A 14,716-nucleotide genomic window follows, 5' to 3' on the forward strand; every position below is an offset into this window, starting at 1 on the left:
TCAATGAAACGCCGCCTTGATTCTATTCAAGGTTCTCCAAACTTTCCAAGCTAAATATTCATGTCCTCTTCCGGACCCGAAGCGGGGATTAAAGCTGGTGGCGGGGCCCCTGGGCTTCCGGCCTTTTCAAAGGTGCTGAACTGAAATTTCTGCACTGATCCCCATGGGGTGGTGTGTTCATGCCGCCGCGTCCTCACGAGCCTAAACTGCTCGCCAAGAACAGCTTGCAAGCTCATCGCATCATAACGGGCAACAGGAAGGCCGCTGCATTTCTCCGGCCCATCCAAAGCAAAGGTGCCGATCACGGCTTTGCCCCCGTCTTTAAGGGCCTGTGCCAGCACGCGAACATAGGCTTGCTGATCGCCAACTGTTGTCAGGAAATGAAAAGCGGCCCGGTCGTGCCAGAGATCATACTCGCGGTCAGGCGTCCATGAGGTCACATCCGATACAACCCATTTCACAGGAGCCGTGTCAGCCAGTCGGGACCTTGCCCTGCCGAGGGCTGCGCTAGAAAGATCAAGGACGCAAACGTGGGCCTGATCGGCGTCCACCAGTGTGTCTACCAACCGCGACGCTCCACCACCAATGTCGATTACTGACATTCCTGGTGCCAATCCCGCTTCGTGCAGCAGAGTCAGTGACAGCTCCGGAGTGTCTTCGTACCAACTGACTTCGCTATCAGACTTGGTAGTGTACACACCTTGCCAATGCGTCCGTCGGTCAGGCGTTGCCATCAAATCGTCTCTGTTAAAAGCGTAGTTTACCAGATGTCGGCCAATTCAGTAGTAAAGCTTTTATGAAGGGGCGCGCCGTTCTCCCAGGGCACATCAATCGGCGGCTTCTGGCGCTAAGCCGTCAAATGAGACTTGGAGCTGCCCGGTTGCGGACAGCACCATTTGGTGTGATCCAACGGGAGCTTGGGAGTACGTTGAAAACGGTTCAGTGTGTTAAACCCCCGTTGATCTTATTCAGCAATTTCCAACAGAAATTCCGCAGCTTTACCTTTAAGTGCTTGAACATGGCCGAATAAGTCGAGCTTCCCAAGCTGAATATTCGCCAAGAGGACGATGGCCACTTTTGGCGCTCCCAATCAGTACGTCATACACGGGCCGACTGGAACAGCTCGACCAGGTTCCCAGAAGGATCGACCAACAATATCTGCATCCCACCAGGCCCGGTGACCATCTCATTCCGGAACCGTACGCCAGCCGTCCGCAACCGCGTCACCTCAGTAGCCAAGTCATCGACGATAATGTGAATGCGGTTCCAGCCTCCGGGACCAGGCTGCTCACCATCCGGCATTGGCCGTCCTGCCGAACTCTTCGGCCCGCTGAGCAGGAGCCGCAATGCTCCGCGCCTCACATCTGCAAAAGCGGGGGCGTGGTTCGATAGAAGCGCGAAGCCAAGGTGGCCGGTATACCAGGCGATAGCTGCCTCAACGTCATCGACCATGTAGCGGACATTGACGGTCGTCTCAATCATCGCTCGTCCTCCGAACCCACCCGATGCACCCTGGGTGTGGCGCTAGCCACCGGTTTGGCGCGAGCGCCACTATAGTCCTTGTCCTGCAATGGTGGATATTGTTGAAAACGTCTGTTTCTCAAACCCTGATTTTCTTAAAGCCGGCCAATTTTGCGTTCAAGCAGCGTGTGGACCGCGTAGCGGAAGCGAGGCAGCATCGAGCGGCAACATTCGCTCAAATCGCCTATTGGCTGACTTTTCGGTGAGCCTGTATTCTTGACTTTTTCAACACTATCGGCCCAAAGCAGCCCTGTATGGCGCGAGATCATTGCGCAATTTCAAGACGCAAACGGGCGGCCCCTCCGGCCACCCGTCTCGCGTCAGGCTCGCTCAGTTGCCCGGCTTGTTTTTGATGGCTGCTTCGATTTGCTTTTTTACAGCTTCAAGGTTGAACGAGGCCGGGTCTTGCATCGGCGGGTAGTCGATTGCCGTGAGCGCAAGTTTACCAACTTCCTGCTGAACACTGACGAAACGCCAGAATTCACGAGCGTAGAAGTCGTTCATGTAGCCTCCACCAAGGTCATTGAGGCTTTGACTGCCAATCGACGGCGTCCGCTCGAAGGGGTCCTGACGAATATTGACCATCGTGGGCATGTCCGTTGTGACCTTTGCACCCGGCCAACCCTGCGGCTGCTGCAAGAACTGGTACTTGAAGTCATCGATGCGAACTGCCCCCAAAGCAGGGCCGCCGAAGTAGAAAAATTCATGACGGGCTGATGGTCCTTTGCCCAACAGCAAGTCCAACTGATTGTAGCCATCGAGATGGTTCTTATAGGTATTCTCGCCAAGTTCCACACCCTTGAGCAACTGGTCAGTTATCTCTGGGTTTCCAGCTGTCGCCACCAACGTCGGGAACCAATCCAGGGCCGAGAAGATGCCGTTCTCGACTGTACCAGGCCTGACCTTGCCCGGCCATCGGATGATGGCAGGAGCACGGAACCCGCCCTCCATCACGGTACCCTTGGTGCCCTTGAACGGCGTCATGCCGCCGTCAGGCCAAGTGAAGACTTCCGCTCCGTTGTCCGTGGTGAAAATGACGATGGTGTTGTCGGTCTCACCCGCATCCTCGACGCATTTCATGAGAGCGCCGACGCTGTCGTCAAGCTGCGCCATGCCAGCTTCTTCGAGGCCATAGTTGGTGCTGCTGTTCATAAGGGCTTGGTATTTGGGCGACAGAAAAGTCCAGACGTGCATGCGCGTCGTATTGTGCCAGACAAAGAACGGTTTGCCGCCGGTCTTGGCCTTATCCATGAAGTCGCACGAAGCCTTGACCAGCACTTCGTCAAACGTTCCCATGTCGTATTTGGCCTTTGGCGTGATGTCGTGCATGTTGGGCACGTTTGACATGTCGGCGTACGGTGCCAGTGGCCCTTCATCGACGATACGCTGCTTGCCGACCTTGCCCCAGCGCGGCAGCTCGGTGGCGTCGTCCGTCTCGGTTGCAAAGCTGTGGACCAAATTGCGCGGCCCGACCTTGTCTCGATAGGATTGGTCATCGGGGAATGAAAACCAATAGGGATCGGACATCGCATCGAGGTGATAGAGGTAGCCGAAGAATTCGTCGAAGCCATGTAGCGTCGGTAGATACTTGTTCAGATCGCCGAGATGGTTCTTGCCGAATTGCCCCGTGGCGTAGCCCTGTGTTTTTAGCGCAGCCGCAATCGTTGCCGCCTTGGCGGGCATGCCCACGTCCGCGCCCGCCTGCCCAACCGTGGTCAAACCGGTGCGCAGCGGAATTTCTCCGGTGATGAAGCTCGCCCGGCCCGCCGTGCAACTAGCTTCCGCATAGTAGTCCGTGAACATCATGCCCTCGGCGGCTAGCTTGTCGAGGTTGGGCGTCTTGCCTGACATGATCCCCCGGTGATAGGCCCCGATGTTGAACCAGCCGACATCGTCACCCATGATGACGAGAATGTTAGGTTTGGAAGACTGTTGTTGTGCAACTGCTGACCCAGCGAGCGCGGTCGCCAACGCCGAAGCCAACATACCAAAGCAAAGGTTTCTCATGCTACTCATGATGCTCTCTCTCCGTTTTGGACTGCATTCAGGGCATAAAGGTGCCCCTCCTCATGTCTGCGGATAGGACTATCTACATGGCCTGATGAACGGCCCTGGCGTTCGAAGAGTGTTACGCTCGACAGGGACTAGCGGCTGGTAACAAGAAGACTTTGGCAAATATCCAAAATGAGGACGTGGTGTCCTTCGACACTCCTGAATTCCTCCCGAGCGCTGGACATTACTACAGGTCTGGCAATCCTAATATTGCCCTAAAGGGCTATAGGGAACTCCGAGTATCAGCCCGTAGAACGAGATGCCCCTTCCCGAAATGGTCTACGAGGGCTGCCCGCGTTTCGCGCACCCGCAGGCGTGGCTGCACATTCGCTTCCTTTGCTGTCGTTTCGAGCGACTGACGGGAGAGGCACAAAAGGAAATCCTCCGTTCCCATGTTCGGCAGGAACGCATCGGCGCCGATCGCCTCACCGGCGACGCGAGAGACGGCGCCGCTGTTCGACGTGGCGCGCCGGCAAGACAGTACGTCAATCAGGGCAAAGCGGGCCGCAACCCGGACCGTGTCCATGTCGAACGACAGCCGACCGTCTTCTGCAAACAAGCTGGCGGCATGACGTTCGAATCGGCTCCGTTGGCGCCGGAGTCGATCCGAACGTTGAGGCCGGCATAGGCGAGTACGAGCAACGCCATCAGCATGTCGTCCTCGACCGGTGCCCGGGCGAGCGCCTCATGCAACGCATCGGTGCGGAAGTCACCGATCATATCCAGGTCATTCTGGGTGACTTCGGGTCGTGACTTTGACACGACCGCCATGTCATCAGATTGCGAACCGTCCCCGGTTGCATCCGACTGGCCCTTGGCCGCCTTCGCTTCTGGCAAGCGATAATGGACGGTCTGGAGCTTGCCTTTGCGATCGAGATACAAGCCCGTGTGGTCGCCCTTCCTCGCTGAGAGTTGCGCGGTGAACGACCCAACCGATTTTCCTGAAGATCAAAATTCTTGGTATGGAGGCGTCGGCCGGAGGGCAATTCGCAATCGCAGCTGTCGTCCTCATCGTGCTCGCCACGCTGGCGGCGCGCCATCGACGATGAGGCCAGGTATCGAAAGACCCAGAAGAATTATCGGCGCGCGGACATTTCCGTCGCGTATGGTGCGAGCAAAAAAAATGGGCCAGCGGAAACCGCGGCCCATGAAGTGTGGAGATCTTTGACCTCCAGAGGGGAACAGCTGCTGCGGCGGAACTGGGAGGAGACCGCCATGTGCATCAGCTGCGAGCGTTATGCTTCTTTTTTGACCAATTGGAAAACATTTTTTGTGCAATGCAGCTATGCAACTGCTGCGTTGGTCTCCATTTCGACATCCACAGCAAGCTGAGCACTGCTTCCGTTCATCCTCGAACCCATCGAGGGGGTGCTCAAGCCGAGACACCGCACCGAGTGGCGCGAACAACTATTCTTTCGAGAGAGGCGATGCGTCGCCCCCCGAACGTGGAGTCCGACAGTGCCATGACACGGATTGCCAAGTCGACGCCTTCAACGACAAGATTCTGGCGTTCGTCAGCCATGGTTATTTCCACTCGAAGATTGGGATAGGCAAATGCCCGCCCACGGCCGTGGCCGGGGTCAAGCGGCGTGGCCGGCGATGTCACGTGGCGGAAACAACAACGCGGCCCGCAACGGGCCTCGGTGCCGGATGCGTGAGCAGCCGCTGGGCAAGCGATCGTTACCGGGATCGGCAGAGACGGACGCGGGCCGGCTCCGTGCCCTCGGCAAAGAGCGCGGCCGCCCAGACCGGGCGGTGGCTCAGGGATGCGGCCACCCGAATAAAATACGGATGGCTATGAGCCCTGTTTTCGAAACCAGGTTGAAGGGTTGGGCGATGACGTCTGTGGTGTAAACCTGTTTCCCGTGCCGTCATTGCCGGAATCGTCAGCGCGACGCCGAGCAACTCCGGGTCCACCGCTTCTTCAGCGGCAAGAGCGTCGGCGCGAACCTTGCCGATCAATCGGAAAGGTTCATTTTCTGAAGTGCCTCCGCCATTGATTTTGCGTCCGACGCGACCATCGCACTTTGCAGGCAGGTCTCGATATCGCCGATGCTCATGCCCTCCAGCAAAGCGATTTCGGCGACGGTCCGGCCTCGAGAAATCCACCGAAGGCAGGTCTTTTCAAGTGGCGAGAGTATCCATTCCTTCATGACAAAAATCGCACTCAGTCGCGCCACGGTCGGCGGCAGGTGTGGTGCCGGGTGCCAGCATTGAAGTCTCGGTAGAAACCATGCCCCCGAGAAAAGTGGCTGCCGCCGAGACCTGTGCGACGGCAGCCGAGGTGCCCCGGGAGGAGGCTGGGAGTTCAAAATCTCGTCTTCAGCATTCGCATGTTATGTTATAACAGATTGCATAATCCTTGCCCCGCTGTTGCTCCTCATCTCTAGCGTCGGCACCGGCTCTGGCATTCGATCGATCTCCGGTGGTGTCTCGGAACCTACTTTCCATCTAGCCATTCCTGCAGCTCCGCCTCGGCCCGCTCCAGGGCGCTGTAGTTCAGCAGTTTGCGCAGGAAAGCGACGGTGACGGCGCGGGCGCGGAGATTGAACCGGCCGTCCTCGTGGTCGTCGCCGGCGCTCTGGTAGACATCGAGTTTGTCGTAGAGCTGCTGCAGGCGGTTCTGCACGCTGCGCAGCGACAGGCCCCGGCGTTTGGCGATGGCCCGGTCGGTCAGGCCGAGCGCGATATCGACGAGGATCTCGTATTCGGAATCGGTGAAGCCGTTCGTCTGACCGAGGCTTTTTTGCTGCAGGCCCCGCACCTCGCGGTCGATGACGCACTGGCTCTCGATGAAGATCGAACGCAGCGCAAGCTTCAGCCGCTCGTCGGAGGCGGATTTCAGCACATAGCCATAGGCCGCACCATCCGGCACGATCCGCGAGACGCCGCGCACATAGGCCTCGTCCGAATAATTCGACCAGAACAGGATGCGGGTCTCCGGCCGCTCCTTCCAGATGGTGCGCGCCGCCTCGATGCCGTTGCGGTTCGCCATCTGCAGGTCCATGACGATATGCGCCGACTTGTGGTCGCGGGCGAGCTTCTCGCCGACGGTTCCGTTCTCCGCCTCGATCACCGTGTCGCATTCCGGCAGGGCCGCGTTAACAGCCTCGTGCAGATAGGACCGGTGCAGTGGGTCGTCCTCGACGATCAGAACCTTCATTGCGCCCATCTCCTTAGTTCGGCTCGCTCGCCGGGTCGTGCGGGTCGAGCGGCAGCACGACGCGCACCACAGTCCCGCGATTGTTGTGGCCTGGCCCGGTCGTGAAGCGCGCCGAAATCAGCCGCGCCCGGGTCTTCATATTGTCGATGCCGCCGCCGATCCGTCCCCGTGCCTTCGCGAGCCCGGTGCCGTCGTCGGAGATTTCGATCGACAGCCGCTCGTCTTCAGCCTCGAGCCGAACCGTGACGGCAAGCGGCGCGGCATGGCGCACTGCATTGTTGATCGCTTCCTGCGCGATCCGGAACAGCGCGACGCTGACCGTCGGTTCCAGTCGCTCCAGCGCCCCATGCGTCTCGTCGACGAGGCCCCATTCGATGGCCGATCCGGTGTCGCGGGTCGATCGGTCGAGATGATGCTCGATCGCTTGGGCGAGGCCGAAGAGCTGGAGCACGGAGGGTTTTGCCTGTTCGATGATCTGCCGCAGATCCTGCATGCAATGCTGCAGCGAACGGGAGACGGGCTCCAGCGCCTCGGGCGCCACCTCGCCGTTGCGCGACAGCCGATCGATCCGGCGGGCGAGCCGGGTCAGGTCGGCGAGCGTCTGGTCGTGCAGGTCCATGCCGATCCGCTGGCGTTCCTGCTCCAGCGCTTCGGTCAGCTTCAGCGCGCCTTGCCGCAAGCCCTCCTCGCGGGCGCGGGCTTCGGCCTCGACGATCGCCGAGCGTTGCGCCTGCTCGGCCGCCTGCAGTGCGTAGAAATAGGGCGTCAGCAGGTCGGCAATGATGCGAGCGCGTTCGATATCCTCCATCGTATAGACGCCGGCCGTTTGCGACGAACAGGAGAGTGCGGCGATGATCGTGCCCTGCACTTTCATCGGCACATGCAGGCGACTTCGCAGCGACTGTTCGACGATCGGCCGCTTGAACGCGCCCTCGAAGTGGAAACGCGGGTCGGTCATGGCGTCGTCCGCCAACAGAAAGTCCACCTCGCCCCGGAGCAGCGAGCGGATGGGGCTGTTGACCACAGGCGCGCCGGCAAGGTCGCCCCAGGCGGTCTCGATGCCAGTCTCATAGGCCGTGTGGTAGTTGCCGCCCTCAAGCAGTACGCAGACATCGAGATGGTCGTGCGGGATGATATGGGCGACCTCGGCCGCGACGGAGCGGATCGCCGAGCGGAAGTCGAGCTGACCCGCAAGCAGCCGGGAAATGCCGAGATAATGGTCGAACATGACTGCGGGTGCGAGATGCAGCATTGTAGTTCCTCCCCGAGGCGGCGGCAGGCTCCTCAACCCGCCGCGATCTCTTCATAGTAAGCGCCCGCGAAAGCACCGCCGTCTTGCGTAAACCCGCAGCTTGTTGCGCAAAACCCGCAAACGACTTGCTGCCTTGCCCCTGTACAGGCCGGTCGATCTCCCGCATCCTGCCCTTACTGAGAGGAGGAAGCTCAGTGCAAGAACAATTTTCACTCGAGCTCGATTGAGCCGGCAGGAGTGAAGCGATCCGCCGACCGGCGCGATCATCAGGGAGGAAGATATGACAATCCGAAAGATGCTTTTGGCATCGGCTGCTATTGCTTGCGCCGCGATGCCCGTTTCCGCCTTTGCCGACACGTCGGCGAAGAAAATCGCCCTTTCCAACAACTATGCCGGCAACTCGTGGCGCCAGGCCATGCTGACGAGCTGGGGCAAGGTGACGGGCGAAGCCGTGAAGGCCGGCGTCGTCGCCGCAGCCGATCCTTTCACCACCGCCGAGAACCAGGCCACGGAACAGGCGGCGCAGATCCAGAACATGATCCTGCAGGGCTATGACGCGATCGTGCTAAACGCCGCCTCGCCGACGGCGCTGAACGGCGCGGTCAAGGAAGCCTGCGACGCCGGCATCACCGTCGTTTCCTTCGACGGCATCGTGACCGAACCCTGCGCCTGGCGCATCGCCGTCAACTTCAAGGAAATGGGCCGCAGCGAGGTCGAGTACCTGTCGAAGAAACTTCCGGCCGGCGGCAACCTGCTCGAGATCCGAGGCCTTGCCGGTGTCTTCGTCGATGACGAGATCTCGGCGGGTATCCACGACGGCGTCAAGCAGTTCCCGCAGTTCAAGGTCGTCGGCTCGGTTCACGGGGACTGGGCGCAGGACGTGGCGCAGAAGGCGGTTGCCGGCATCCTGCCGAGCCTGCCCGATATCGCCGGCGTGGTGACGCAGGGCGGTGACGGTTATGGCGCCGCACAGGCGATTGCCGCCACCGACCGGAAGATGCCGACCATCATCATGGGCAACCGCGAAGACGAGTTGAAGTGGTGGAAGGAGCAGAAGGAAGCCAAGGGCTATGAGACCATGTCCGTGTCCATCGCGCCCGGCGTCTCCACGCTCGCCTTCTGGGTCGCCCAGCAGATCCTCGACGGCAAGCAGGTCAAGAAGGACCTCGTCGTGCCCTTCCTGCGCATCGACCAGGACAATCTCGAAACCAATCTCGCCAATACCCAGGCCGGCGGCGTCGCCAACGTGGAATACACGCAGGCAGACGCAATCAAGGTCATCGAGTCGGCAAAGTAAATCTCCCGGCGACTGCCGCGCGGCCGCAAATGGCCGCGCGGCATCCTTTACGAGCAGGCATGGCGGGCAGCATGGATGAGGTTTTGAAGGCGGTGATCGCCGTCGATGGCGCCAAGGTGAGCTTCGGCGCGGTCAGGGCGCTCGACGGCGCGACGCTCCGGGTCATGCCGGGCGAATGCGTCGGGCTCGTCGGCCACAATGGCGCCGGCAAATCAACGATCGTCAGCGTCATCAATGGCGGCCTCACACCGCATGAAGGAAGCGTGGCGAGCGACGGCGAACGGCTGGAGCGCTATGGCATCAACGCGGCGCGTGCCCGCGGCGTGCGCTGCGTCTTCCAGGAGCTTTCGCTCTGCCCTAACCTCTCCATCGTCGAGAACACGCGCATCATGCATCGCGATCTCGGCGGCTTCGGCTGGCGCAGGCGCGCCGCAAACATCATCGAGAAGAGCCTCGACACCGTCTTTCCCAGCCATGGCATCGACAGCGGCCGGGCTGTGGGCGATCTTTCGATCGCCGAGCGGCAGATGGTCGAGATCGCCATGGCTTTTTCCGACGCCGGCACCCCGCCGCGGCTGGTGATCCTCGACGAACCCACTTCGTCGCTCGATGCCAGTCTTGCCCGCCAGATGCTCGACCATGTCCGCCGCTTCATCGCCACCGGCGGCTCCGTCATCTTCATCTCGCATATCCTGCACGAGATCCTCGAAACCTCCGACCGCATCGTCGTCATGAAGGACGGCCGTGTCGTCGCCGAACGTCCGGCGGAGGGCTTCGACCATCACGGGCTCGTGGAAGCCATGGGCACCGTTGCCAAGGAAGAGACGGGGCAGCGCTCGGCGCGCGAACAATCCACTGCGCCGCTCATTCTGTCGCATCGGACGAAGGGCCTGCCCTTCGCGGCGCGCAAGGGTGAGATCATCGGACTGGCGGGACTGGCCGGCCACGGGCAGACCGAGTTGCTGCTCGCCCTGCATGCCGCCCAGTCCGGCAACTGGCTGCCCGAGCGCGATCCGCTCGTCACCTTCGTTGCCGGCGACCGCCGCCTCAACGGCGTTTTCGAGCTTTGGAGCATCCTGCGCAACTTCTCCATCGCCTCGCTTGGCGATCTGTCCCGGCGCGGACTCATCCTTGCAAACGAGGAAGAGACGAAAGGCGCCGACTGGAAGCGGCGGATCGAGATCCGCACGCCCGATATGACCAACCGCATCCTGTCGCTTTCTGGCGGCAACCAGCAGAAGGTGCTCTTTGCCCGCGCCCTTGCGACGCGCGCACCTGTTGTGCTGATGGACGATCCGATGCGCGGCGTTGACGTCGGGACCAAGCAGGAGGTCTACGCCATCATCCGCGAGGAAGCAGCGCACGGCCGCACCTTCATCTGGTACTCGACCGAAATGGACGAGGTCCGCCTCTGCGACCGCGTCTACGTTTTCCGCGAAGGCCGCATCACGGCCGAACTCGCCGGTGACGCCGTCAACGAGACGAGTATCATCGCCGCCTCCTTCGAAGGGATCGCCGCATGACGTTCCGGCTGTCGTCCGACGCCCTGCGTCTTGCCATTCCCGCCTTGTCGCTGACGCTGCTGCTCGCCGCCGTCTTCTGGCTGCAGCCGCGCGCCATGAGCTATGTCGGGCTCAACCTGCTGTTCAATCTGGCTGTGCCCATCGCGCTCGCGACGATCGCCCAGATGCTGGTGATGGCGGTCAACGATCTCGATCTCTCGATGGGCACCTTCGTCAGCTTCGTCGCCTGCGTCACCGCGACCTTTCTGCGGGATGCCCCGGTGATCGGCATCCTGATCCTTGCCGGCGCGATCGCCACCTATGCGGCGCTCGGCGTCGTCATCCATCTGCGCAATCTGCCCTCCATCGTCGTTACTCTTGGCATGAGCTTCGTCTGGGGCGGCCTTGCCGTGTTGCTGCTGCCCGCACCGGGCGGCCAAGCGCCGGACTGGGTGCGCTGGCTGATGACCGTCAAGCCGCCGTTGGCGCCGATGGCGATCGTCGCCAGCATCACCATCGCCATCGTCGCCCATCTCCTCGTCATGCGCTCCTCGCTCGGCGTGCTGATCCGCGGCATCGGCGGCAACCAGCGCTCGGTCGAGCGCGCCGGCTGGTCGATTGTCGGGGCGCGCGCCACCGCCTATGGACTTGCCGGCTTTTTCGCGGTGCTCGCCGGTATCGCCCTCGTCGGCCTGACCACCTCGGCCGATGCCAATATCGCGCTGCGCTACACGCTGCTGTCGATTGCCGGCGTCATCCTCGGCGGCGGCGAGTTCATCGGCGGCCGCGTCTCCCCTGTCGGCGCCGTCATCGGCGCGCTGACGCTGACGCTCGCCGGCTCGTTCCTGTCCTTCCTGCGCATCTCGCCGGACTGGCAGATCGGGGCTCAGGGCGCAATCCTGATCATTGTGCTGGCGCTCCGTTTGATGCTGAACCGCGTTGAGAAGCGGGAGAAACGCCGATGACCCTGATGCTTCGACTTTTCGGAAAACCCTGGATCTGGTCGTGGCTTGCCGCCTTCATCGTCTGGTTCCTGACGATCATGGTGACGCTCGGGGCGAGCACGCTTGGCCTGTCGCAGGCAGCCCTCACCTTCGCCGCCTTCTCGGTCGTCGTCGGCCTCGGACAGATGTTCGTCATCACCCTTGGTCCCGGCAACATCGATCTCTCGGTTCCCGCCACCATGACGCTTGCCGGCACCGTGGCGCTGAAGCTGATGAATGTCGAAAATGGCATGATCCTGCCCGGTCTTCTCGTTGCCATCGTCATCGGCCTTGTCGTCGGCCTTGGCAATTATGCGCTCATCAAGGCGCTGCGCATTCCGCCGATCATCGCCACGCTGTCCATGAGCTTCATCGTGCAGTCCGCCGCGATCTGGACGAACCGGGGATTGCGCATCAAGCCGCCGAGCCTGCTGGCCGAATTCACCACGTCGAACACGCTCGGCGTGCCGAATGTGGCGATCGTCGCACTCCTCATCTCGCTCCTCGCCTGGTTCCTGCTCGAAAAAACCATTTACGGGCGCTGGATCTCGGCGATTGGCCAGAGCATGCCGGCGGCGCGCATGGCGGGCATTCCGGTCGACGGCACGCGTTTCGTCACCTATCTCTTCTGCGCCGTGCTCGCATCGGTCGCGGGTTATCTGCTCGCCTGCTTCTCCGGCGGCGCGGCGCTCAACATGGGCTCGGAATATCTCTTGATGTCGATCGCTGTCGTCGTGATCGGCGGCACGGCAGTCGCCGGCGGCGATTCCAATGTGCCGGGCATCTGGGGCGCATCGCTCTTCATGTTCCTGGTCGTCTCCATGCTCAATACCTACGGGGTCGGCGCGGGCATCCGCCTCATCATGACCGGCCTCATCATCATCAGCGTCATCATGCTCGCCGGCGGCCGCCGGGCCGGCATGCGATAAACGGGAAGACCGCCATGGACGAGGCCACTATCTACGAAATCCACGACCCGCGCTTCCGGCAGATGATCGTCACGAGCGCCGGTCTCGACGAACTCTACTCCGGCTGCCGCTGGGCGGAGGGTCCTGTCTGGTTTAACGACGCCAACCAGCTAGTGTGGAGCGACATTCCCAACCAGCGCATGCTGCGATGGACGCCGGAGAGCGGCGTCTCCGTCTACCGGCAACCCTCCAACTTCGCCAACGGCCACACGCGCGACCGGCAGGGCCGGCTGATCTCATGCGAACATGGGACGCGCCAAGTCACCCGCACCGAGATCGACGGCTCGATCACCATGCTTGCCGACCGTTTCGAGGGTGCCAGGCTCAATTCGCCGAACGACGTGGTGGTGAAATCAGACGGCACGATCTGGTTTACCGATCCGACCTACGGCATCATGTCGGACTATGAAGGCTATCGCGCCGTGCCGGAGCAGCCGACCCGCAACGTCTACCGGCTCGACCCGGCGACCGGCGCGCTCGCGGCCGTTGTCAAGGATTTCACCCAGCCGAACGGCCTCGCCTTCTCCCCCGACGAGACCATTCTCTACGTGGCGGATTCGGCGGCAAGCCATGACGAAAGCCTGCCGCGCCACATCCGCGCCTTCGACGTGATCGACGGCAGCAGGCTCACCAACGGCCGCGTCTTCTGCCTCATCGACACCGGCATTCCGGACGGCATCCGCACCGACGTGAACGGGAACCTCTGGTCGAGTGCCGGCGATGGCGTCCATTGCTTCGACCCGACGGGCAAACTGATCGGCAAGATCCGTATACCGCAAACCGTCGCCAACCTCACCTTCGGGGGGCCCAGACGCAACCGGCTGTTTATTGCGGCGACGCGGTCGATTTATGCGGTTTATGTTGCGGTGAGTGGGGCGCAGGTGCCGTGAGGTTGTCGCCTTGAAGAGATCGGAACCAACGACCCTGTTGTTACCAAAGCCCCCGCCTCAAATTCCCAGTGGCGGACATCGGCTCATCGGCTCGGCCAATGACCGATTTGGTGAAGGGTTTCGGGTGCCGTCAGGCGTACGAAAGCCTCTCATGCAGGAACCCGTCGGTCGGCTTCCGGGCTCCGATTTTCGAAAGCAGACCTTGAGCCTGGCGGGCGCGTGATCTGACGCGAAGTGGACGTTCGGTCGCCCTCGGACGAACGCACGCGCCGACGACCCCCTTCGTAAGTCCGAAATCCTTGGTTTCAGTCCCATCATTTCAGCTATAAGGTGGGAGACATCGCCCAAAGGGGATTCAAGGCCAATGCCCCCAGAGAAGAAGGACCGTTCGGCTGTTGCGCTGGAACAGCGCGACGTAAGCGCCGACCAGCGCATGTTCTCACCTTCCGTTGCGCGAAATTCGGCGCCGATCCTCGCGGTCCTAAAACGTGTCCTTCCAACACGTGGCGCCGTGCTGGAGATTGGATGCGGGACCGGCGAGCACGCCGTGTGTTTTGCGGGAGCAATGCCCAACCTCACCTGGCAGCCGAGCGATCCGGATGTCGACGCCCGCACCAGCACGTCTAGCTGGATCAAATTTGCAGGGCTGAAGAATGTGCTGGCACCGCGGGATATTGATGTGTGCTCAGGACAATGGGGCGTCGAACAAACGGGGCATTTTGGCGCCATCGTGTCGATCAATATGATCCACATCGCGCCATGGGCGGCAAGCTTAGGATTGTTCGCAGGAGCTGGCCGTTTGCTTCACGCTGGTGGGCTTCTTCTTCTCTACGGCCCATTCATGCGCGACGGGGCACACAACGCCCCCTCGAACGCTGCTTTCGACGCGGCTCTAAAGGAGCGCAACCCATCCTGGGGTGTGCGTGATATCGCTGATCTTGAACAAGTGGGTGAGGCCGCTGGACTTAATCTCCGCGAGACGATCGAGATGCCTACCAACAATATGTTGCTGGTCTTCTCCAGCGGTAGTGCCTGAACGACAAGCGGGCGCGAAAGCGACGTGGGCCTATAGCAGCATTCGGGCCCTT

13 protein-coding genes and 1 pseudogene are annotated in these 14,716 nt (G+C 61.3%); 6 read left to right on the plus strand and 8 right to left on the minus strand.

Features of this window, described 5'->3' with window-relative positions:
* Positions 1–50: 50 nt before the first annotated feature.
* From AC1DMK_RS25600 to AC1DMK_RS25635, 8 genes and pseudogenes are all read right to left on the minus strand, one after another.
* Positions 51–734: a class I SAM-dependent methyltransferase gene (locus AC1DMK_RS25600; RefSeq protein ID WP_477863086.1), complete on the minus strand. Its 684-nt coding sequence runs from the start codon at positions 732–734 to the stop codon at positions 51–53.
* 364 nt (positions 735–1,098) lie between these two features.
* Complete coding sequence (locus AC1DMK_RS25605) at positions 1,099–1,482, minus strand: VOC family protein (protein ID WP_477863088.1); 384 nt, start codon at positions 1,480–1,482, stop codon at positions 1,099–1,101.
* Between the two features lie 369 nt (positions 1,483–1,851).
* On the minus strand, positions 1,852–3,537 hold the full coding sequence (locus AC1DMK_RS25610) for an arylsulfatase (RefSeq protein ID WP_477863090.1): 1,686 nt from the start codon (positions 3,535–3,537) through the stop codon (positions 1,852–1,854).
* Positions 3,538–3,826: 289 nt separating this feature from the next.
* Positions 3,827–4,473 (minus strand): annotated as a pseudogene (locus tag AC1DMK_RS25615) (plasmid partitioning protein); the annotation flags it as partial.
* Positions 4,474–5,253: 780 nt separating this feature from the next.
* Entirely contained in the window at positions 5,254–5,535 is a 282-nt protein-coding gene (locus AC1DMK_RS25620) for a hypothetical protein (RefSeq protein ID WP_477863092.1), read from the minus strand.
* Positions 5,532–5,726, minus strand: a complete 195-nt coding sequence (locus AC1DMK_RS25625) for a LuxR family transcriptional regulator (RefSeq protein WP_037063110.1) — start codon at positions 5,724–5,726, stop codon at positions 5,532–5,534. Before AC1DMK_RS25625 ends, AC1DMK_RS25620 begins: the two co-directional genes overlap by 4 nt.
* Positions 5,727–6,013: 287 nt before the next feature.
* The gene (locus AC1DMK_RS25630; RefSeq protein WP_008536437.1) at positions 6,014–6,736 is read right to left on the minus strand and encodes a response regulator transcription factor; all 723 of its coding nucleotides are present in this window, start codon (positions 6,734–6,736) and stop codon (positions 6,014–6,016) included.
* A gap of 13 nt (positions 6,737–6,749) precedes the next feature.
* Positions 6,750–7,988 carry a sensor histidine kinase gene (locus tag AC1DMK_RS25635; protein WP_037063114.1) on the minus strand — a complete coding sequence of 413 codons (1,239 nt, stop codon included), beginning with the start codon at positions 7,986–7,988 and terminating at the stop codon, positions 6,750–6,752.
* A gap of 280 nt (positions 7,989–8,268) precedes the next feature.
* Here AC1DMK_RS25635 and AC1DMK_RS25640 point away from each other — a divergent pair, with 280 nt between their 5' ends.
* The 6 genes from AC1DMK_RS25640 to AC1DMK_RS25665 all read left to right on the plus strand — a co-directional run bounded on the left by AC1DMK_RS25640 (position 8,269) and on the right by AC1DMK_RS25665 (position 14,664).
* Complete coding sequence (locus tag AC1DMK_RS25640; protein WP_037063117.1) at positions 8,269–9,285, plus strand: ABC transporter substrate-binding protein; 1,017 nt, start codon at positions 8,269–8,271, stop codon at positions 9,283–9,285.
* A 71-nt stretch (positions 9,286–9,356) separates the two neighbouring features.
* A complete protein-coding gene (locus AC1DMK_RS25645; RefSeq protein ID WP_477863096.1) occupies positions 9,357–10,808 on the plus strand; it encodes a sugar ABC transporter ATP-binding protein in 1,452 nt (483 codons plus the stop codon).
* The gene (locus AC1DMK_RS25650; RefSeq protein WP_477863098.1) at positions 10,805–11,752 is read left to right on the plus strand and encodes an ABC transporter permease; all 948 of its coding nucleotides are present in this window, start codon (positions 10,805–10,807) and stop codon (positions 11,750–11,752) included. The genes AC1DMK_RS25645 and AC1DMK_RS25650 overlap by 4 nt, the downstream gene beginning before the upstream one ends.
* The gene (locus tag AC1DMK_RS25655) at positions 11,749–12,699 is read left to right on the plus strand and encodes an ABC transporter permease (RefSeq protein WP_477863100.1); all 951 of its coding nucleotides are present in this window, start codon (positions 11,749–11,751) and stop codon (positions 12,697–12,699) included. Before AC1DMK_RS25650 ends, AC1DMK_RS25655 begins: the two co-directional genes overlap by 4 nt.
* A gap of 14 nt (positions 12,700–12,713) precedes the next feature.
* Entirely contained in the window at positions 12,714–13,628 is a 915-nt protein-coding gene (locus AC1DMK_RS25660) for an SMP-30/gluconolactonase/LRE family protein (RefSeq protein ID WP_037063121.1), read from the plus strand.
* Positions 13,629–13,992: 364 nt separating this feature from the next.
* On the plus strand, positions 13,993–14,664 hold the full coding sequence (locus AC1DMK_RS25665; protein WP_477863102.1) for a DUF938 domain-containing protein: 672 nt from the start codon (positions 13,993–13,995) through the stop codon (positions 14,662–14,664).
* The last annotated feature ends 52 nt before the right edge of the window (positions 14,665–14,716 follow it).

It is taken from the genome of Rhizobium sp. 05L419, assembly GCF_056397845.1.